This is a genomic window from Streptomyces sp. NPDC016845, from assembly GCF_044332585.1.
GTDB lineage: Bacteria > Actinomycetota > Actinomycetes > Streptomycetales > Streptomycetaceae > Streptomyces.
Genome location: NZ_JBIRPI010000018.1, coordinates 1 through 18,992 on the forward strand (window position 1 = coordinate 1; position 18,992 = coordinate 18,992).

General features: G+C 72.0%; 16 protein-coding genes. 9 read left to right on the forward strand and 7 right to left on the reverse strand.

From position 1 onward, the window contains the following. Window positions 1-200: 200 nt before the first annotated feature. On the reverse strand, window positions 201-1,910 hold the full coding sequence (locus ACH4RC_RS30880; protein ID WP_398206722.1) for a chitinase: 1,710 nt from the start codon (window positions 1,908-1,910) through the stop codon (window positions 201-203). Window positions 1,911-2,097: 187 nt separating this feature from the next. After that, complete coding sequence (locus ACH4RC_RS30885; protein ID WP_398206724.1) at window positions 2,098-2,598, reverse strand: DinB family protein; 501 nt, start codon at window positions 2,596-2,598, stop codon at window positions 2,098-2,100. Between the two features lie 254 nt (window positions 2,599-2,852). On the opposite strand from ACH4RC_RS30885, the gene ACH4RC_RS30890 reads away from it, so the two are divergent. Then, window positions 2,853-3,266, forward strand: a complete 414-nt coding sequence (locus tag ACH4RC_RS30890; protein WP_398206726.1) for a hypothetical protein — start codon at window positions 2,853-2,855, stop codon at window positions 3,264-3,266. 25 nt (window positions 3,267-3,291) lie between these two features. Here ACH4RC_RS30890 and ACH4RC_RS30895 read toward each other — a convergent pair whose 3' ends face one another. Then, complete coding sequence (locus tag ACH4RC_RS30895; RefSeq protein ID WP_398206727.1) at window positions 3,292-4,524, reverse strand: GNAT family N-acetyltransferase; 1,233 nt, start codon at window positions 4,522-4,524, stop codon at window positions 3,292-3,294. Between the two features lie 254 nt (window positions 4,525-4,778). Between ACH4RC_RS30895 and ACH4RC_RS30900 the strand changes: the two genes are divergently transcribed. Next, entirely contained in the window at window positions 4,779-5,807 is a 1,029-nt protein-coding gene (locus ACH4RC_RS30900; RefSeq protein ID WP_398206729.1) for a MerR family transcriptional regulator, read from the forward strand. On the opposite strand, the gene ACH4RC_RS30905 is transcribed toward ACH4RC_RS30900, so the two are convergent. Then, complete coding sequence (locus ACH4RC_RS30905; RefSeq protein ID WP_398206731.1) at window positions 5,782-7,155, reverse strand: cryptochrome/photolyase family protein; 1,374 nt, start codon at window positions 7,153-7,155, stop codon at window positions 5,782-5,784. The two genes, ACH4RC_RS30900 and ACH4RC_RS30905, sit on opposite strands and share 26 nt — an antisense overlap. A 505-nt stretch (window positions 7,156-7,660) precedes the next feature. Here ACH4RC_RS30905 and ACH4RC_RS30910 point away from each other — a divergent pair. Continuing rightward, window positions 7,661-8,110, forward strand: a complete 450-nt coding sequence (locus ACH4RC_RS30910; protein ID WP_398206733.1) for an ATP-binding protein — start codon at window positions 7,661-7,663, stop codon at window positions 8,108-8,110. A 109-nt stretch (window positions 8,111-8,219) separates the two neighbouring features. Here the strand turns inward: ACH4RC_RS30910 and ACH4RC_RS30915 are convergent, their stop codons facing one another. After that, window positions 8,220-9,059, reverse strand: coding sequence for a SigB/SigF/SigG family RNA polymerase sigma factor (locus ACH4RC_RS30915; protein ID WP_398207024.1), 840 nt, complete (start codon window positions 9,057-9,059; stop codon window positions 8,220-8,222). A gap of 142 nt (window positions 9,060-9,201) precedes the next feature. Here ACH4RC_RS30915 and ACH4RC_RS30920 point away from each other — a divergent pair, with 142 nt between their 5' ends. From ACH4RC_RS30920 to ACH4RC_RS30930, 3 genes are all read left to right on the forward strand, one after another. After that, window positions 9,202-10,587: an FAD-binding oxidoreductase gene (locus ACH4RC_RS30920; protein ID WP_398206734.1), complete on the forward strand. Its 1,386-nt coding sequence runs from the start codon at window positions 9,202-9,204 to the stop codon at window positions 10,585-10,587. 168 nt (window positions 10,588-10,755) lie between these two features. Then, the gene (locus ACH4RC_RS30925; protein ID WP_398206736.1) at window positions 10,756-12,063 is read left to right on the forward strand and encodes a hypothetical protein; all 1,308 of its coding nucleotides are present in this window, start codon (window positions 10,756-10,758) and stop codon (window positions 12,061-12,063) included. A 66-nt stretch (window positions 12,064-12,129) separates the two neighbouring features. Beyond that, window positions 12,130-13,005 (forward strand): universal stress protein, encoded by an 876-nt coding sequence (locus tag ACH4RC_RS30930; protein ID WP_398206737.1) that lies wholly within the window; start codon window positions 12,130-12,132, stop codon window positions 13,003-13,005. A gap of 12 nt (window positions 13,006-13,017) precedes the next feature. Here ACH4RC_RS30930 and ACH4RC_RS30935 read toward each other — a convergent pair whose 3' ends face one another. Together ACH4RC_RS30935 and ACH4RC_RS30940 are read right to left on the reverse strand one after the other, a co-directional pair. Further along, entirely contained in the window at window positions 13,018-13,215 is a 198-nt protein-coding gene (locus tag ACH4RC_RS30935; protein ID WP_398207026.1) for a ferredoxin, read from the reverse strand. A 5-nt stretch (window positions 13,216-13,220) separates the two neighbouring features. Next, window positions 13,221-14,468, reverse strand: a complete 1,248-nt coding sequence (locus ACH4RC_RS30940) for a cytochrome P450 (RefSeq protein ID WP_398206738.1) — start codon at window positions 14,466-14,468, stop codon at window positions 13,221-13,223. A gap of 862 nt (window positions 14,469-15,330) precedes the next feature. Between ACH4RC_RS30940 and ACH4RC_RS30945 the strand changes: the two genes are divergently transcribed. The 3 genes from ACH4RC_RS30945 to trpS all read left to right on the forward strand — a co-directional run bounded on the left by ACH4RC_RS30945 (window position 15,331) and on the right by trpS (window position 18,943). Next, window positions 15,331-16,371, forward strand: coding sequence for an NAD(P)-dependent alcohol dehydrogenase (locus ACH4RC_RS30945; RefSeq protein WP_398206740.1), 1,041 nt, complete (start codon window positions 15,331-15,333; stop codon window positions 16,369-16,371). A 138-nt stretch (window positions 16,372-16,509) separates the two neighbouring features. After that, window positions 16,510-17,733 carry a cytochrome P450 gene (locus tag ACH4RC_RS30950; RefSeq protein WP_398206742.1) on the forward strand — a complete coding sequence of 408 codons (1,224 nt, stop codon included), beginning with the start codon at window positions 16,510-16,512 and terminating at the stop codon, window positions 17,731-17,733. A gap of 187 nt (window positions 17,734-17,920) precedes the next feature. Continuing rightward, complete coding sequence (gene trpS / locus ACH4RC_RS30955; protein ID WP_398206744.1) at window positions 17,921-18,943, forward strand: tryptophan--tRNA ligase; 1,023 nt, start codon at window positions 17,921-17,923, stop codon at window positions 18,941-18,943. Window positions 18,944-18,992: the final 49 nt, after the last annotated feature.

The window sequence follows — 18,992 nt, forward strand, 5'->3', positions numbered from 1 at the left end:
GGTAGGTTGCTCCACACTAAACCGATCTCGGTCAACACCTGATCATTCAACCTTTCATGCATTTCCCAAAAACAAGGTTGTTTTACGGCGTTTCGCCGGGGGGCACTCCTCGGCTTCCGCCTCCGCGGAGACGGGCGCCATGTCTGCGGGGCCAGGTGTCCCACGGACACGGACACCACCCCACGGCACGCCATGGCCCGCTACGGCAGGCTGTGCACCTTCGGCCCGACCGCGTTCGACCAGGCGTTGCCCGCCGTCGCGTCCCAGTTCGTGGACCAGGTCATCGCGCCGCGCAGCCCCGGGTAGGTCTTCGCGGGCTTGAAGGAGCCGCAGCCGGTGCCGCGCGCCAGGCAGTCGAGCGCGTTGTTGACGATGGCCGGGGAGACGTAGCCGCTGCCCGCGCCGCGCGTCGACGCCGGAACGCCGAGGCCGACCTGCGACGGGTCGAGGCCGCCCTCCAGCTGGATGCAGGCGAGCGCGGTGAGGAAGTCCACCGAGCCCTGGCTGTACACCTTGCCGTCGCAGCCGAGCATCGAACCGCTGTTGTAGTACTGCATGTTGACGACGGTGAGGATGTCCTTCACGTTCAGCGCCGTCTTGAAGTACTCGCCCGACGTCGACTGCATGTCGATGGTCTGCGGCGCCATCGTGAGCACCAGCTTCGAGCCCGCCTTCGCGGACAGCTGGCGCAGCGCCTTCGTCATGTACGTCGAGTTGAGGCCGTTCTCCAGGTCGATGTCGACGCCGTCGAAGCCGTACTCCTGCATCAGCGCGTACGCGCTGTTCGCGAAGGCGGTCGCCGAGGCGTCGCTGTTGACGGAGATGCTGCCCTTCTCACCGCCGACCGAGATGATCACGGACTTGCCGGCCGCGTGCTTGGCCGCGATGTCCGCCTTGAAGTCGGCGGCGGAGCCGTAGCCGACGGCCGGGTCGAGGTTGAAGGTGATCTGCCCCGGCGTGGTCGTGGCGTCGGCGAACGACACGGCGATGATGTCGTACTGCGACTGGACGTCGCGCAGCTTCTGGACGGTCGCCCCGTTGTCGAAGTTCTGCCAGTAGCCGGTGAGCGCGTGCTTGGGCACGGTGCCGCCGCCCGGGTTGCCCCCGGTCGCGGCCGTCTTCGCGGTCACGGCGGCCGACTTGGCCGACTCGCCGGCCGAGTTCACCGCACTGACCTGGAAGCTGTACGAGGTGCTGGCCGCGAGCCCCGTCACGGTCGCCGAGGAGCCGGTGACGGAGGCGACCTTCGTGCCGTCGCGGTAGACGTTGTAGCCGCTCGCCGTGGAGGCCGGGGTCCAGGACAGGTCGACGGACGAGGAGGTGGTCGAGCCGGCGGTGAGACCCGCGGGCACGCCGGGTATCTCGACCGGGTCGCTGCCGCCGCCCCCGTCGGGCCCGTAGACGCTCAGGTCGTCGACGTAGTACGGGCTCTGCCCGTACCAGCCGTGCGTGTAGACCGTCACCGACGTCGTGTTCGCGCCGGTCTTGAAGCTGGTGGTGAGCTGCTGCCAGGACGAGCTGCCCGGCGTCCAGGTGGAGACGTCCGTCGTGCCGGTGCCGCTCGCACCGAGGTAGGCGTAACCGCCCTGGACCCAACTGCTCAGCGTGTACGTCGAGTTGGGCTTGACCGCGACGGTCTGCGAACACTTGGCGTTGTCCTGGCCCGCCGGTGTGGCCCTCAGCGCTTTGGCGCCGCCGTGCACGGGCGAGGAGACGGCGGTGCCGCTGCCCGCGGAGCAGGTCCAGTTGGCCAGATCTGCCTCGAAGCCGGCGTTCTTGGCGACGTTGACGTCCGCTGCCTGCGCGGGAGCGGCGAGGGCGGTGACGCCGAGCGCCGCGGCCGAGGTGACGGCGAGCGCGCCGCCGAGCCAGCGGCGGGCGCCGGGTCTGCCATGACGTGCACGGTCCACGGGGTGCCTCCGGGGGAAGAGGTGGGAAGGTCGAGTGAACGGTGGCCACCGCTGTGCGCCAAAGCTGGTCCAGACCAATCGAGTTGTCAAGACCTTTGGCACGTCTTGCCCTCCGCCCGCGCCCCGGACGCGCGAACGGCGCCGAACGAGGAGTTCAGCGCCGTTTCACGGAAGTGCGGTGTGGTCGTCAGAGCAGCCCGCGTACGTACGCCGCCTGGCCCGCGTGCTGGAGGTCGTCCGACAGCACGCTGACGAGACGCGCGCCGAGCGAGACCGGCGGGTCCCAGTTCTCGTCGACGATGCGGTCGAGATCGTCGTCCTTCAGGCCGCCGAGGAAGCCGAGCGTCCGCTCGTGCACCGCGTCGTAGTAGCCGAGCAGCAGCTCGCCTGAGTCCACCCGCACCTGGCCGACCTGTTCCGGCGTGTGGCCGTACCCGGTGTCGGTCGCGGGCAGCGGCAGGGCGAAGCGGTCGGCCCACCCCTCGGCCGACCAGACCTGCTCGCCGTCCGACGCGTCGGCGACGTGGTCGTCCTGCACGCGCGTGAGGTGCCAGATCAGCCAGGCGATGGAATTGGCCCCGCCGCCGGGCCGCTTGTGGAGATCGTCGGGGGGAAGGTCCTCGACGGTGGAGTGCACCACTTCCTTAATCCGGCCATAACCTTCGATGAGTACGTCGTGTGAGCGCATGAAGTGCAGTTTCGTCGACCCCGCCGATTTCGGCCAACGGCGCGCCGGAATACGGCGTGAGACTGGCGTGAAAAGCGTGGTGACAGTGCGTTCGAAGTGCCGATACTTCACAGGAGGGACGGTTGAATTTTGTTCGAAGGTGGTGGACGGACGATCAATCCTCTTGATCGCCCCGGCCGTGCCGTCGAAGCCGTCGATCGCTGATCAATTTCCGGACCGGTGCCTCTTCGCGGCGCCGGGCAATGGGGGAGATCGTGCACGACGAATTCCTGTGCCACGTCACCGCATACGGAATCTGCGGCGGACGACGCGTCGGAGTTCCCCTCGGCACTTATCGCGCGCCCACGCTGCCCCTCGCCCTCTGGTGGCTGCGCGACCGCGCCTCCTGGATCGCCGACCGCCTCGACCCGCGCCCCGATCTGCCGCACGTGCCGTCCGGTGCGCTGATGCCGGTCACCGACGACACCACGGACGTGCCCGCCCTGTTGCGCGCGTGGTGCGCGGACACGGTCCAGCAGCAGCGCGTCGCCGAGGAGCTGGCGGGCGGCCGGCTCGTGCGCGTCGCCACCCGGGACGAGACCACCGAGTACGAACTGCTCGCCGAGTCCGTGGACGCCCTCCGTATGGCCCGTACGGCCCTGTGGAGCCCCGCCCACGCCTCGGTGTGACGGCCGGCCGTACCCGGCGGCGGGCTCAGAACCCGTCGACCGTGTGCGGCAGCAGCTCCGTCCGCAGCGCCGCGTCGAACATCGCCGCCGCGTCCTGCTTGTACTCGCCGACCAGACCCGCCCCCACCAGGGCCCGTACGGACGTGGCGCCCATGTAGACCGTCGCGAGGTCCCGCGCCTCGATCACGAGGTCCGGATCGTCCCCGGTCGGCGCGTACGAGAACCCGTCCGGTGACGCGATGAGCCGGAAGCCGCCCGCGTTCGCCGGCACCTGCTCGTCGCGGACCGCGAGGACGAGGTCCACGGGCGCGGCCCAGGTCCGGGCCTCCAGGGCGGCCCGCACGTCGACCAGACGCACCCACAGCGCCGGGAACGTCTCCGTGACCCGCACCTGGTCCGGGTCGGCCGCGAACAGCGGCAGCGGGTCGTCGACCGGCCGGCCCCAGGACCGTACGGTGCCGGTCAGGTCGATGGCGGTCAGGTAGCTCCACAGGGTGGCGGCCGCCTCGGGGGTGTCGGCCTCCAGGTCGTCCACCCGGACCGAGCCCGGCGTACGGGCCTCCTCGTCGCCGGACTTGGTGCGGTAGACCGCGTACCCGGCGAGCGGATCGCCGAGCGCGACGACGCGCGGCGGCGACAGGTCGTCGTCGTCCTCGTCCTTCTCGACGAGCCACTCGTCGCGCCACCACGCCTCCGTACGGGCCGGACGGCCCGCCCGCCGCGTGCGCGTCCGCTCGTAGTACGGGCCGAGCAGCGCGGGCGCCTCCGCCGGGTCGACCAGGCGCAGCGGACGGGGGTCCGGCGCGATTCGCAGCGCCAGGGGGCGCCGCGAGTCGATCCGGAGGCTCGCGCCGTAGGTGCCGGGGCCGAAGCCGAACCGGCCGTAGATGGACGCTTCCGACGCCCACAGCGCGACGAGCGGAGCGCCTTCGCGCGCGCAGCGGGCGAACAGCTCGCTCACCATCCCGGAGAGCACGCCGCGGCGCCGGTGGGTGGGCGCCACCGACACGAACGTCAGACCGGGGCAGGGCAGTTCGCCGCCACCGGGCACGGACACGGAGAACGGGTGCGCGGCCGCGAAACCGACCAGGTCCGCACCGTCGTAGGCGCCGATGCGCAGGAAGCCGGCCATCGTCTCGCGGTGGTGCTTGCGCCGCTCGTCCGGCGGTGACTCGTGGAAGACCAGGTAGGCGAGCGCGAGGGCGCGCTCGATGTCGGACTCGGGCAGCTCACGGATCAGGACGGATCGGGCACTCATGATCACAGACCCTAACCGGGGGGCGCGGCTCGCGCCCCTGGGTCGTCGCCGTGAACGGTGCCCGGTGAGGCACCGTTCACGGGACGGTCCTCGGCGGCGCCGACACCGTCGAGGACGCGCAGAGGCGAACGGAAGCGGACGGAACCAGAGGCAAGCGGGCGGATCGGCCCCGTCCCCGTCCGCGGAGCGGTCATCTTCTGCATAGTCACGGTCGTACCCCAACCCGCATCGTTTGTGCGTCGTATCGTGGGCCGATGGACCTGGAGCGGGACGACGAGCGGGGCGGCAACGGCGCGGTGTCGACAGTGCCGGGGGTCACCACCGGTGCCCTCGCCCGGCGGCTCGGGGTCGCGCCGACGACCCTGCGCACCTGGGACCGGCGCTACGGCCTCGGGCCCGCCCAGCGCGCCGACGGCCACCACAGGCGCTGGTCCGCCGAGGACGTCGCGGTCGTCGAGGAGATGTGCCGCCTCACCGCGACGGGGCTGCCGCCCGCCGACGCCGCCCACCAGGCCGTCTCCCGCCGCGGCACCGGCCTCCTGTCCGTGGCGCTCCCGCCCCAGCGCCGCACGCCGGAGCGCCCCTCGAAGGCCACGCTCGAACGCCAGCACCGCGGCCTCTCCCGCGCGGCCACCCGGCTCGACGCGCCCGGCGTGCGGTCCCTGCTCACCGAGGCGGTGGAGCGGCACGGCATGGTCCACGCCTGGCAGGACGTCATGGTGCCGGTCCTGCACGCCATCGGCCGCAAGTGGGAGGAGGCGGGCGACCGTTACGTGGAGGTCGAGCACTTCCTGTCCTGGCACGTCTCGGGCATGCTGCACCGTGGCCCCGTCGCGCCCGTCACCCTGTCCGTGCCGCCCACCGTCCTGGCCTGCGTACCCGCCGAACAGCACTCGCTGCCCCTCGAGGCGCTGAGCGCGGCCCTCGACGAGATCGGCCTTCCGCAGCGGATGTTCGGGGCGGCCGTGCCCGTCGAGGCGGTCACCGCCGCCGTGCGCCGGACGGGCCCGCGCGCCGTCGTGCTGTGGGCGCAGGCCCGCTCCACCGCCAACCTCCCGCTGGCCCGGCAGCTCGCCGAGAGCCGCTGGGGCGTGCGCGGCGCCCGCGGCGGACCCGCCGTCGTGCTCGGCGGGCCCGGCTGGGCGGGGCGCACGGTGCGCGGCGCGCTGCGCCCCTCGACGCTGCCCGAGGCGCTGGCCGCCATCGAGCGGCTCTATCCGGAGCTCACCGCGTCCACCGTGTCCACCGCGCCAGGGCTCAGCGCACGCCCCGGGCGCGCTTGAACCGGGCGAGCCCGTCGGGCAGTTCGAGCAGCGGCTCCGGATAGTCGTACTCCGCCCGGTCCTTCGCCTTCAGCTTCCACGGCTCGTGCACGGCGGATCCGGAGATGCCGGCGAGCTCCGGTACCCACCGGCGCACGTACGCGCCGGACGGGTCGTACCGCTTGCCCTGCGTCACCGGGTTGAGCACCCGGTTGGGCCGGCTGTCCGTGCCCGTGCCCGCCATCCACTGCCAGTTCATCTGGTTGTTGGCGATGTCACCGTCCACGAGCAGGCTGAGGAAGTGGCGGGCGCCGACCCGCCAGTCGACGTACAGCGTCTTGGCGAGGAAACTCGCGGTCAGCAGCCGGGCCCGGTTGTGCATCCAGCCCTCGTGGCGCAGCTGCCGCATGCCCGCGTCGACCGCCGGGTAGCCCGTGCGCCCCTCCTGCCACGCCTCGATCTCCTTGCGCGCCGAGCGCTGTGAGCGCCAGCGGTCGTGGTGGGTGCGGTAGTCGTCGTGCGCGGCGGCGGGGCGGGCGGCGAGGACCTGGCGGTGGAAGTCCCGCCAGGCGAGCTGCCGTACGAACGCCTCGGCGCCCGGACCGCTCGCGGCCCGCGCCCGCTGCACCGCCTCCGTCGGGCTGATCGTGCCGAAGTGCAGATCGGGGGAGAGCCGTGAGGTGGCGTCGCCCGCCATGTCGTCGTGCTGGTCCTCGTAGGCGCCGATGCCCGAGCGCAGCCACGCGCTGAGGCGCTCCCGGCCCGCTTGTTCGCCGCCCTCGGCGAGCGCCGGTGACACGCCCTCGACGGCGCCGCGCCCGGGCAGCGGTTCGGACTTCACCTCGTCCGGCACGGTGACCTTGCGCGGCGCCCGGCCGACGGCCCGCGTGTGCTCCTCGGCCCATTTCCGGTGGTAGGGGGTGAAGACGGCGAAGTGGTCCTTGCCCGCCGGGGTGACCGCGCCCGGCGGCACGCAGGTCACCACCGCGTCATGGACGACCATCTCGCACCCGGTGCCGTCGAGCGCCGAGCGCAGCCGGTCCTCGCGGCGGTGGGCGTAGCCGCTGACGTCGCCCGCCAGGTGCACGGCGCTCGCGCCGCTCTCCGTGACGACCTTCGCGACCTCCTCCGCCACCGCGCCGGAACGGACGACGAGGCGCCCGCCGCGCTTGCGGAGGTTCGCGTCGAGATCGCGCAGGCAGTCGGCGAGGAACGCCTCCCGGTTCGGCGCGGGGAACCCGGCCCCGGCGATCCCGGTGTCCCGGACGAACAGCGGTACCACCGCGTCGGCGGCCTTGAGTGCGGACCGCAGCGGTGGATGGTCGTGGACCCGCAGGTCGGCGGTGAAGAGAACGACATGAACACGCACGGAGCGGCTCCCGGCTGAGCGGTGACATTGCGACGTCCAACAGGTACTGCATGCGCGCCTGAAAAGCGGGCAAGCGGAAGACAGGGAGGACGGACGGTCACCGAGTGGGAACCGTCCGTACGGTGGAGACGGGCGTGGAGGTGCGGCGCTATGCGGACGACGGTGTTGCGGCGATTTCCCGCGGGGGCGCCCCGCGGTTCCTGGCCGGCGGAGGAGTACGCCGCTCAGGTGCGTGCTCAGGGACGGTCCGCGACGGTGGTGATGGACCTGGATACGGACGCGTTCCTGGTGGTCACCGGTGACGGCGACGTTCCCGGCTGACCCGGCCGCCGGTCCGCGCACGGGCGGCGCGAGGAGCCGGCGAGCCCTTGCTGGGCCCCGTCCCGAGTGGCGGGGCCCAGTGCCGTCAGTCACATCGCAACCCGAAGGACTGCACTGCCCCACTCGGGGTATCAGCATGGCTGCGGGGGCCTGACCACCTCAGGCCCGGTCGAGAGAGACGCGAATGACCGAGTATTTGGACGGGGCAGTGATCCCAATTGGCTTCGACACGCCTGTCGAACCGCTGCGGCGGATGAGCCACTACTCCGGGGAGCCGGGCTGCATAGCGCAAGCCCGGAGCTTTGCGGAGACGTTTCTGGCGCAGCTGACGCAGGAATGGTGTGTCGACGTCGACCGCAGGCTCGCGGGCGACGTCCTCCTCGTCGTCAGCGAGCTGGTCACCAACGCGGACCGGCACGCCCACGGCCCGTACGTGCTGGAGCTCGAGGGCACCGCACGGCAGATCACCGTCGCCGTGTACGACAGCAGTGACACCGTCCCGCGGCGCTATCCACGGGACCCGGGGCGCATCGGCGGCCACGGTCTGGAGATCGTGGGCATGCTCGCCGACGTCACCGTCGAGCGGGTGCCGGTCGGCAAGCGCGTGAAGGCCGTCCTGACGCTTCCGGAATGAGCACGCCTCTGGAGTGAGGACGCTTCCGGAATGAGCACGCCTCCGGAGTGAGGTCGCTTCCGGAATGAGCATGCTTCCGGAGTGAGCCTGGCCGGGGCCGCCCGGCGTCTCAGCTCTGCGTGAGCATCCCGGACCTCAGCCGGGCGATGAGCCGCGTGATCAGCCGTGAGACGTGCATCTGTGAGCAGCCGAGCCGCTCGCCGATCTCCGCCTGGGTCAGCTCCTCCACGAACCGCAGGTGCAGCAGCCTGCGGTCGCGCTCGGGCAGCCGGGCGAGGAGCGGGGCGAGCGCGTGGAAGTCCTCCACCAGCTCCATCGCCGCGTCCTGCGCGCCGATGAAGTCGGCGAGCACCGACTCGTCGTCCTCGTCGCTGTCGCCGCCGGGCGCCGCGTCGAGCGACGTCGACCTGTAGCCGTTCGAGGCCAGCCGGGCCTCGCGGATCTCCGCCTCCGGCAGGTTCATCAGCGTGGCCAGCTCGGCGGTGGTGGGCTCGCGGCCCAGGCGGGTGCGGAGCTCCTCGCGGGCCTTCGCCAGTTCGAGGCGCAGCTCCTGGAGGCGGCGCGGCACGTGCACGGCCCACGTCGTGTCGCGGAAGAACCGCTTGATCTCGCCGCTGATGTACGGCAGCACGAACGAGGTGAACTCGACCTCGCGGGAGATGTCGAACCGGTCGATGGCCTTGATCAGACCGATCATGCCGACCTGGACGACGTCCTCCATGTCGTCGCCGCGATGGCGGTAGCGCCCCGCCGCGAAGCGGACGAGCGACATGTTCATCTCGATCAGTGTGTTGCGGGTGTACTGGTACGCGCGCGTGCCCTCCTCCAGCTCGGCGAGGCGGCGGAAGAAGAGGCGGGAGAGTTCCCGCGCGTCCTGCGGTGTCACGCGCGTGGGGTGCGGGACGCGGGGGAGCGCCGCCCCCGTCTCCGTGGCGTGCGTCCCCCTCATGGTGGAGCCCATCGTCCCTCCCGGCCGTTCGGCGGCGCGAAGCGCTGTCCCATCATGGTGTCCGGGGGTTACCCGGCACCTCGCCGGTCATGCGGACACGCTCTGGAGGTACGACATCAACACGGCAGAAACAGCAGACACGGTGCGCGAACTCGTGGACGCGCTGCCCGGCAGCACCCTTGTCACCGACGCGGACGTCCTCGCGACGCTCGGCCGCGACGACGCCGAGTGGGCGCCCGTGGGCCGCCCGCTCGCGGCGGTCCGCGCCACCTCCACCGAAGAGGTGCGGGCGGTGGTGCGGGTCTGCGCCGAGCGGCGGATACCGGTCGTCACACGCGGCGCGGGCACCGGCCTGTCGGGCGGCGCCAACGCGGTCGACGGCTGCGTCGTCCTCGACGTCTCCAGGATGAACCGCATCCTGGAGATCGACACCGAGAACCTGCTCGCCGTCGTCCAGCCCGGGGTCGTCAACAACGACCTGAAGGCCGCCGTCGCCGAGCACGGCCTGTGGTACCCCCCGGACCCGGCCAGCGCCCCCTGGTCCACGATCGGCGGCAACGTCTCGACCAACGCGGGCGGCCTGTGCTGCCTCAAGTACGGCGTCACCCGCGACTACGTCCTCGGCCTCGAAGTCGTCATGGGCGGCCCGGCGGGGGAGTACGGCAGCCGCGTCCGGCTCGGCCGGCGCACCACCAAGGGCGTCAGCGGCTACGACCTGACGAGCCTGTTCGTCGGCTCCGAGGGCACCTTCGGCGTCATCACCGAGATCACCCTGCGCCTGCGGCCCGCGCCCGCCGCCGAACCGCGTACGGTCGTCGGCGCGTTCGACAGCCTGGTCGCCGCCGGCGCCGCGGTCGCGCTCGTCACCCGCCGCGGTCTCGCCCCCGCCGCCCTCGAACTCCTCGACCGCGCCTGCATGGAGGCCGTCGAGGACTGGAAGCACCTGGGCATCGAGCCGGGCGCCGAGGCCATGCTGCTCGCCCGCATCGACGCGGCGGGCGACGCGGGAGCCGCCGAGGCCGCCGCGGTGGCGGACGCCTTCCAGGAGGCCGGCGCGCTGTGGGCCGAGCAGTCCACCGACGCCGTCGAGGCCGAGGCCCTGTTCGACGTACGACGCCTCGCCTATCCCGCGCTGGAGCGGCTCGGCCCCGTCCTCACCGAGGACCTCTGCGTGCCCCGCTCGGCCGTGCCCGACATGCTGGCCACCATCGAGAAGATCGGCCGCCGGCACGGGGTCCGCATCGCCACCATCGCGCATGCCGGTGACGGCAATCTGCACCCCCTGCTGATCACCGAACCCGGCGACGAGGCGGCCCGCGTCGCCGCGCAGGCCGCGTTCGAGGAGCTGCTCCAGGCGGCGGTCGCCGCGGGCGGCACGGTGACCGGTGAGCACGGTGTGGGCCTGCTCAAGCGCGGCGGCATGCGCAGCGAGCTGGGCCCCGAGGTCTGCGCGATGCAGCGAGCCGTGAAGCGGACGCTCGACCCGCTGGACCTGTTCAACCCGGGCAAGGTCGTCGGCGAGGACTGACGCCCCGCCGTCCCGGTCCGCCACTCACCCGTTGGCGCATCCCCTCACCCGTTCGCCCGGCGCGTCGCACTAAAAGTCCGTTTAGTCCGTTTATCGGATTTACGGTGCGAAGGTCGATGTCAATGGGGGACACACAACGCGCCTCGCTCGGCGCGGATGGGGATCTGCATGAGTGGAATCAGCCGCAGAGGAGCAGCGCGCCTGGGGCTCGGGATCGGCCTCGGCGCCGCGGCCGGGTCCCTCACGGGTTGCGGCCACGGCGAGGCCGGGGGCTGGCCCCCGGCGGGCCCGGGGCAGCGCCAGGAAGGGCCCCAAGGGGCGCCGAAGAAGGTCGCGCCGCGGCTGATCGGCGACGGTTCGACCTCGTACACCGGCAAGCAGCCGCGCCAGCCCGGCGCGGCCGCGCCCCTCGAGGCCGGCGAGCGGCCCCCGCAGTTCGTCGTCTTCTCCTGGGACGGCGCGGGCGAGGTCGGCAACGGCCTCTTCCCCCGCTTCCTGGAACTGGCCCGCGAGCACAACGCGCACATGACCTTCTTCCTCTCCGGCCTCTACCTGCTGCCCGAGGAGAAGAAGCGCCTCTACCGCCCGCCGAACAACCCGGTCGGCGCCTCCGACATCGGTTACCTGACGAACGACCACGTCAAGGAGACCCTCAAGTACGTGCACCAGGCCTGGCTCGAGGGCCACGAGATCGGCACGCACTTCAACGGGCACTTCTGCGGCGGCGCCGGATCCGTCGGCAACTGGAGCGCGGCGCACTGGCGCAGTGAGATCGAGCAGGCCCAGGCGTTCGTCAAGACCTGGCGCAGCAACACCGGCTGGCACGAGCAGCCGTCGCTGCCCTTCGACTACGACCAGGAGCTGATCGGCGGCCGCACCCCCTGCCTCCTCGGCCAGGAGAACCTGCTGCCGGTCGCCCGTGAACTCGGCTGGCGCTACGACGCCTCCTCGCCCGGCGGCGAGCAGCGCTGGCCCGACAAGAAGCACGGGGTGTGGGACCTGCCGCTGCAGGCCGTCCCGTTCCCGGGCCACCGCTTCGAGGTCCTGTCGATGGACTACAACATCCTCGCCAACCAGTCGAAGAACTCCACCCGCGCCCCGTCCTACAACTACCCGGGCTGGCGCACCCAGGCCACGCAGGCCTACGTGCACGGCTTCCAGCGGGCCTACGAGACGAACCGGGCCCCGTTCTTCATCGGCAACCACTTCGAGGAGTGGAACGGGGGCATCTACATGGACGCCGTCGAGGAGACGCTCAAGCGGGTCGCGGACAACAAGGACGTACGGCTCGTCTCCTTCCGGCAGTTCGTCGACTGGCTCGACGCGCAGGACCCCGCGGTCCTCGCCAAGCTGCGCGGCCTGAACGTGGGCGAGCGGCCGCCGGGCGGCTGGAACCGCTTCCTGCGCCCCGAGAAGCCCGCCGGGCCCGGGAGGCCCGAACCTTCCGGGGCCACCGGCGCCCGCGTCGCCACGTAGGGCAGGATCGGCGGTGGACGGCGGCAGCCGCACGGCGCGGCCACGGACCCTACAGGAGGCCCCACCATGACCCGGCCGATCACCGCGGGAGTGGACGGATCACCCGAGAGCGAGGCCGCGGCGGCCTGGGCGGCGCGCGAGGCGGTGCGGCGCGGGACGCCGCTGCGTCTGGTGCACGTCGGCACGCCCGCACCGGAGGCGCTCGCGCTCGCCGCCGACGCGGACGCGCAGGCCCGCTGGGCCCGTGACCTCCTCGAGGAGACCGAGCAGGAGATCGCCGAGCGGCACCGCACTCTCGCCGTCACCACCGACGTCCTCGACGCGGACGGTGCCGCCGACGCGCTCCTCGCCGTCGCCCGGGGCGCGGAACTCCTCGCGCTCGGCTCGCGCGGGCACGGCCCCCTCGTCGGTTTCCTCCTCGGTTCGGTCGGCCGGCAGGTCATCGCCCGGACCGAGCGGCCCGTCGTCCTGGTCCGCGCGGACGACAAGGCCTTCACCGAGGCGGCCGGGCACGAGGTGGTCGTCGGGCAGGAGGGCGCACCGGAGGACAGCGCCGCCGCGCTGGAGTTCGCCTTCCGCACGGCGGCGGCCCGCGGCGCGAGCGTCCGGGCGGTGCGCGCCTGGAGCCTGCCGCCGGTCTTCGCCTACAGCGCCGCCTCGCTCGAACTGCTCGACGAGGCGGGCGGCATGGAGCCGTACGAGAAGAAGGCGCTCGGCGCGGCTCTCGCCCCGTGGCGTGAGCGCTTCCCCGACGTGCCCGTCGTCGAGCACGTCGAGATCGGCAGCGCCGGGCAGGTGCTGCTCTCGGTGGCGCCGCGGGCGCAGCTCCTGGTCGTCGGCCGCCGCGCCCGGCGCACCGCCGTCGGCGCCCGCATCGGCTCGGTCGCGCACGCGGTGCTGCACCACGCGCCGTGCCCGGTGGGCGTGGTGCCGCACGTCTGAGACGCCGGGCCGTCAGGTCCCGGTGACGGAGACCGCCCCCACCGGGCAGGCCCGTACCGCCTCCTTGACCATCGGGTGCTCCCCGGCCCGTTCGGCGCCGCCGGGAAGCACCTCGCTGAAGCCGTCGTCGTCCTGCGTGAACACGTCAGGGGCGGTCAGCGCACACATGCCCGCGCCGACGCAGCGCTCCTTGTCGACCTCGATCCCCACGGCGCTCACCACGCCACGGGCAGTTCGAGCATGCCCTGGATCGTGTCGCCGGGTTTGAACGGGATCTCCTCGGCGGGCGCCGCGAGGCGGAGCCCCGGCAGCCTCCCGAAGAGGGTGCGCAGCGCGATGTCCAGCTCGGCGCGGGCGAGATTCTGGCCCAGGCACTGGTGGATGCCGAAGCCGAACGCGAGGTGGTGGCGGGCCGAGCGGTCCCAGTCGAGGGCGTCCGCTCCCGGGAACGCCCCCTCGTCCCGGTTGATGAGGGACGTCGAGAACACCACGCCCTCGCCGGCCCGGATGGTTCGCCCCTCGACCTCCATGTCCTCGTTGGCGACGCGCAGCAGCCCGTCCGCGATCGACAGGTAGCGCAGCAGCTCCTCCACGACGACGGCCGTGGTCGTCTCCCCGGACCGCAGCGCGGCGAGCTGCCCGGGGTGGCGCAGCAGCGTGAACGTGCCGAGCGAGATCATGTTCGCCGTCGTCTCGTGCCCGGCGATGAGCAGGATCACCGCGTAGGCGATGAGCTGGTCGCGGTCGGGCGGTCCGTCCGGCCCGTCCCGGTGGATCAGTTCGTCGAGCAGCCCGTCGCCGGGCTGGCGCCGTTTGCGGTCGATCAGGTCGCCGAGGTAGCCCTCCAGCTCGACCCTGGCCTGCTCCACATCGGCGGCGGCCGGTCCGCGCAGCAGGCGCCGGGAGCGCTCCTCGAAGAACTCGTGGTCGGCGTAGGGCACGCCGAGCAGCGAGCAGATCACCATCGACGGCACCGGCAGGGCGAAGGCCCCGACCAGCTCGGCCGGTGGCCCCTGCCGCTCCATCGCGTCGAGCAGCCGGTCCACGGTCTCCTGGATGCGCGGGCGCAGCGCGGCGATCCGCTTCACCGAGAAGCTCGGGATCAGCAGGCGGCGCTGGGCGTTGTGCTCGGGGTCGTCGACGCCGAGCAGCGCCACCCGGCGCGCCCTGGTCTTCGCGAGCCGTTCGGTCGTCGCCGGGAAGTCGGCCCTCGTCCGGTCGCTGGAGAGCCGGGGGTCGGCCAGGAGCCGCCGGGCCAGGGCGTGCCCGGTGACGACGTGCGCCCAGGTGCCGTCGAAGAGGGTGATCCTGCCGAGGGGAGCCGTCTCGCGCAGCGGCGCGTACGCGGTGGGCGGGTGGTAGGGGCAGCCCCGGTCCTGCGGGAAGGAGACCTCGGTCGTGAGGGTCGGGGGATGAGGGTGGTGCAGGTCCTGGCGGGCCGGTTCCGTCGTGGATTCCGTCATGGATCGGATCGCCTCGCAGTGCTCGTCCGTGCGCGCGGAGCTGGTCGTTCCGCGCTCCACCTCTATTGGATGCCTCAGGCATCTACCTGGTCGACGGCAAGACCGGCCAGTTCCGCCGGACGGGGGATCTGGCCGGTGCTTTTCGCACGTGTTCGATCGGGGGCGGCGTTTCCTCAGCTCGGAGCGGGCCCGTACGACCGGGGCCCGACCGGCATCTGGCGCGTCGGCGGCCTGATGGCTCCCGCACACCGACCGGAATCATGCCGTCCGTACCTGCCGCCGACGCGTCCGCGTCTTCTGGCGCGGGCTGAGGCGAGTGATTTGCGGCTGATGCTCCTATGTGTCCGACCTCACGCGGCGTACCTTGATCGCATGTATCGGACGCGGTTGGTTCGCTGTTAAACTTATGAGCGAGGCCCCGACCGTTCTCCCCCGTACGGTCGGGGTCCTCTTATGTCCGCGCGCCTGTACGGGCGGCGGGCCCGGGCCGATGGCCGGGCCGGCGGTCCTGGCGGTGCGACGTCGCCCTGCCGCAGAGCGCCGCTTCCTGGCGGCCGGTGCCCGCCCTCGCCGGACTCGTTCGGCGACGTGCCGCAGGTCCCCAAGGTGCTGAACGTCCACCCCAATGCGCTGTGCCATCCCGTCCGTGAAGCCGTGGCGCCCGTCGGCCTCGACCTGGCGACCCGGAACACCGGCTCGCCGCGATGCTCCTCCGGCTCTCCGGTGACCACCCACGCTAAAGTCCCATCGGGACGGAAGTCCCACTGAGACGGAAGTCCCATCGAGACATATGTCCCAGTGGGACGCGAAAGAGTTACGGTAGGGGCGCGGGGGACCGAGAGAGCGACGAAGGAGTCGAGCCATGAAGGCACTTCAGTACCGGACCGTAGGGGCAGCACCCGAGGTCGTCACCGTCCCCGACCCGGAGCCCGGCCCCGGGCAGGTCCTCCTGAAGGTCACCGCCGCCGGCGTCTGCCACTCCGACATCGCGGTCATGAGCTGGCCCGCGGAGTCCTTCCCGTACGAGCTGCCGCTCACCCTCGGCCATGAGGGCGTCGGCACCGTCGCCGCGCTCGGCGCGGGCGTCAGCGGTCTGGAGGAGGGCGACTCCGTCGCCGTCTACGGGCCCTGGGGCTGCGGCACCTGCGCCCCCTGCGCACAGGGCAAGGAGAACTACTGCCTGCGCGCCGACGAGCTCGGTATCCGCCCGCCCGGCCTCGGCGCCCCGGGCTCCATGGCCGAGTACATGCTCGTCGACGACTCACGCCACCTCGTGCCGATCAACGGGCTCGACCCCGTCGCCGCCGTGCCGCTCACTGACGCGGGCCTCACCCCGTACCACGCGATCAAGCGCTCGCTGCCGAAGCTCGTGCCCGGCTCGACCGCCGTCGTCATCGGGACCGGCGGCCTCGGCCACGTCGCCATCCAGCTTCTGCGCGCCATGTCCGCGACGCGCGTCATCGCCCTCGACGTCTCCGAGGACAAGCTCGCCCTGGCCCGTACGGTCGGCGCGCACGAGGCGATCCTGTCGAACGCCGAGGCGGCCGGGAAGGTCAAGGAGCTGACCGGCGGCATCGGCGCCGAGGCCGTCTTCGACTTCGTCGGCGTCCAGCCCACCGTCGACATCGCGGGTGCCGTCGCCGCCATCGAGGGCGACGTCACCATCGTCGGCATCGGCGGCGGCACCCTGCCCGTCGGCTTCGGGCAGCAGAACTTCGAGGTCAGCGTCACCGCGCCGTACTGGGGCAGCCGCGGCGAACTCATCGAGGTCCTCGACCTCGCGCGGGCCGGCGCCGTCTCCGTGCACACCGAGACGTACTCGCTCGACGACGCGCCCCTCGCCTACGAGCGCCTGCACGACGGCAAGATCAACGGGCGCGCGGTGATCCTGCCCAACGGCTGACATCAGCCGCCACGCCGACCGTTTTCGGCCACGAAATTCGTGTAGTCCTCAACTGACGGCGTGGAGGGGGCTGTTCCGGGTGGCGGGCGATCCCTAGCCTTGGCGACGGATCGTCCGTTCACCCACTCAGGGAGCTCCATGTCCACCGCGCAGGTCCCCGACATCCTCTCGCCGGAGTTCGCAGAGAACCCCTACCCCGCGTACCGCGAGATGCGCGCGAACGCGCCGCTCTTCTGGCACGAGCCGACGCAGAGCTGGATCGTCTCGCGGTACGCCGACGTGGAACGCGTCTTCAAGGACAAGGCGGGCCAGTTCACCACCGACAACTACGACTGGCAGCTGGAACCCGTCCACGGCAAGACGATCCTCCAGCTCAGCGGGCGCGAGCACGCGGTGCGCCGCGCGCTCGTCGCCCCGGCCTTCCGCGGCAGCGACCTCCAGGAGAAGTTCCTCCCCGTCATAGAGGCCAACTCCCGTGCGCTGATAGACCAGTTCCGGCACACCGGCGCCGCCGACCTCGTCCACGACTACGCCACCCGGTTCCCGGTCAACGTCATCGCCGACATGCTCGGCCTCGACAAGGCCGACCACGCCCGCTTCCACGACTGGTACACCGCAGTCATCGCCTTCCTCGGCAACCTGGCGGGCGACGCCGAGGTGACGGCTGCGGGGGAGCGCACCCGTGTCGAGTTCGCCGAGTACATGATCCCGATCATCCGGGCGCGCCGCGAGAACCTCGGCGACGACCTGCTCTCCGCGCTGTGCGCCGCCGAGGTCGACGGCGTGAAGATGAGCGACGAGGACATCAAGGCGTTCTGCAGCCTGCTCCTCGCCGCCGGAGGCGAGACCACCGACAAGGCCATCGCCAGCATCTTCGCCAACCTCCTCGTCAACCCCGAGCAGCTGGCCGCCGTCCGCGCGGACCGCTCGCTGATCGAGCGCGCCTTCGCGGAGACGCTGCGGTTCACCCCGCCCGTCCACATGATCATGCGTCAGTCGGCGGTCGACGTGGAGGTGTCCGGGGGCACCATCCCCGCCGGGGCCACCGTCACCTGCCTCATCGGCGCCGCCAACCGCGACGAGGACCGCTACGCGGACCCGGACCGCTTCGACCTCTTCCGCACCGACCTGACGGCCACGACCGCGTTCTCGGCCGCCGCCGACCACCTCGCCTTCGCCCTCGGACGGCACTTCTGCGTCGGCGCGCTGCTCGCCAAGGCGGAGGTCGAGATCGGGGTCAACCAGCTCCTCGACGCCATGCCCGACGTCCGTCTCGCCGACGGCTTCGACCCGGTCGAACAGGGCGTGTTCACGCGCGGCCCGCAGTCGCTGCCGGTCCAGTTCACACCGCTGGCACCCTAAGAGCCGCACAGGCGGGTGTTAGGCTCGTCGTATGTCCGACTTCTCGTGTCTGTGCTGGTGGCGCCTCACTTAGAGGCGGCCACAGCCATGCGCGAACCGAAGGGCCGTCCCCCGGACGGCCCTTTTCTCTCTTCCCCAGGGAAGTCATGCCGTCCCGAGGGCGCCCATGACCAGGGAGAGAGAAACCATGACCAGCACCGAAGAACTCATCCGCAAGGAGCCCGGCCGCCACCGCGTCCTCACCGGCGACCGGCCCACCGGACGCCTCCATCTCGGCCACTACTTCGGCACCCTGCACAACCGCGTCAGACTCCAGGACCTCGGCGTCGAGACCTTCGTCCTCGTCGCCGACTACCAGGTCCTCACCGACCGCGACGTGGCCGAGAATCCGAAGGAGTACGTGGAGGAGCTCGTCCTCGACCACCTCGCCGTCGGCATCGACCCGGACCGCTCCACGATCTTCGCGCACAGCGCCGTGCCCGCGCTCAACCAGCTCCTGCTGCCGTTCCTCAGCCTCGTCTCCGTCTCCGAGCTGAGCCGCAACCCCACGGTCAAGGACGAGATCGCGCACTCCCGGCAGGCGGCGGTCAGCGGGCTGATGTTCACCTACCCGGTGCACCAGGCGGCCGACATCCTCTTCTGCAAGGCGAACGTGGTCCCGGTCGGCCAGGACCAGCTGCCGCACCTGGAGATCACCCGCACCGTCGCCCGCCGCTTCAACGAGCGCTACGGCCACGGGGAGCAGGTCTTCCCGCTGCCCGAGGCGCTGCTGTCCACGGCGCCGCTGCTGCTCGGCACCGACGGCACCAAGATGAGCAAGAGCCGGGGCAACGCCATCGCCCTGTCCGCCGACGCCGACGAGACCGCGCGCCTGATCCGCGGCGCCAGGACCGACGCCGAGCGCCACATCACCTACGACCCCGACGCGCGGCCCGAGGTCTCCTCGCTCGTCCTGCTCGCCGCGCTGTGCGAAGGTGCCGACCCGCTCCGGGTCGCCGAGGAGATCGGCGCCCAGGGAGGAGCCGCGCTCAAGCGCCGCGTCACCGACGCCGTCAACGGGTACCTCGCCCCGATCCGGGCCCGCCGCGCCGCCTACGCCGAGGACCGCGGCTACGTACGAGAGGTGCTCCGGGCCGGGAACGAGCGGGCCAACGCGATCGCCGACGCGACCCTGAGGGACGTGCGGGCCGCGATGCGCGCCGATTACTGAAGAAGGCACGGGCTGTGCACCCGCGGACGGGTGCACAGCGGCTACCGCA

Bases quoted from the DNA above. Each gene is read 5' to 3' on its own strand.
- ACH4RC_RS30885 (WP_398206724.1), bottom strand. From the start codon at position 2,598: ATGCGCTCACACGACGTACTCATCGAAGGTTATGGCCGGATTAAGGAA.
- ACH4RC_RS30895 (WP_398206727.1), bottom strand. From the start codon at position 4,524: ATGAGTGCCCGATCCGTCCTGATCCGTGAGCTGCCCGAGTCCGACATC.
- ACH4RC_RS30900 (WP_398206729.1), top strand. From the start codon at position 4,779: ATGGACCTGGAGCGGGACGACGAGCGGGGCGGCAACGGCGCGGTGTCG.
- ACH4RC_RS30910 (WP_398206733.1), top strand. From the start codon at position 7,661: ATGACCGAGTATTTGGACGGGGCAGTGATCCCAATTGGCTTCGACACG.
- ACH4RC_RS30915 (WP_398207024.1), bottom strand. From the start codon at position 9,059: ATGAGGGGGACGCACGCCACGGAGACGGGGGCGGCGCTCCCCCGCGTC.
- ACH4RC_RS30925 (WP_398206736.1), top strand. From the start codon at position 10,756: ATGAGTGGAATCAGCCGCAGAGGAGCAGCGCGCCTGGGGCTCGGGATC.
- ACH4RC_RS30930 (WP_398206737.1), top strand. From the start codon at position 12,130: ATGACCCGGCCGATCACCGCGGGAGTGGACGGATCACCCGAGAGCGAG.
- ACH4RC_RS30940 (WP_398206738.1), bottom strand. From the start codon at position 14,468: ATGACGGAATCCACGACGGAACCGGCCCGCCAGGACCTGCACCACCCT.
- ACH4RC_RS30945 (WP_398206740.1), top strand. From the start codon at position 15,331: ATGAAGGCACTTCAGTACCGGACCGTAGGGGCAGCACCCGAGGTCGTC.
- ACH4RC_RS30950 (WP_398206742.1), top strand. From the start codon at position 16,510: ATGTCCACCGCGCAGGTCCCCGACATCCTCTCGCCGGAGTTCGCAGAG.
- trpS (WP_398206744.1), top strand. From the start codon at position 17,921: ATGACCAGCACCGAAGAACTCATCCGCAAGGAGCCCGGCCGCCACCGC.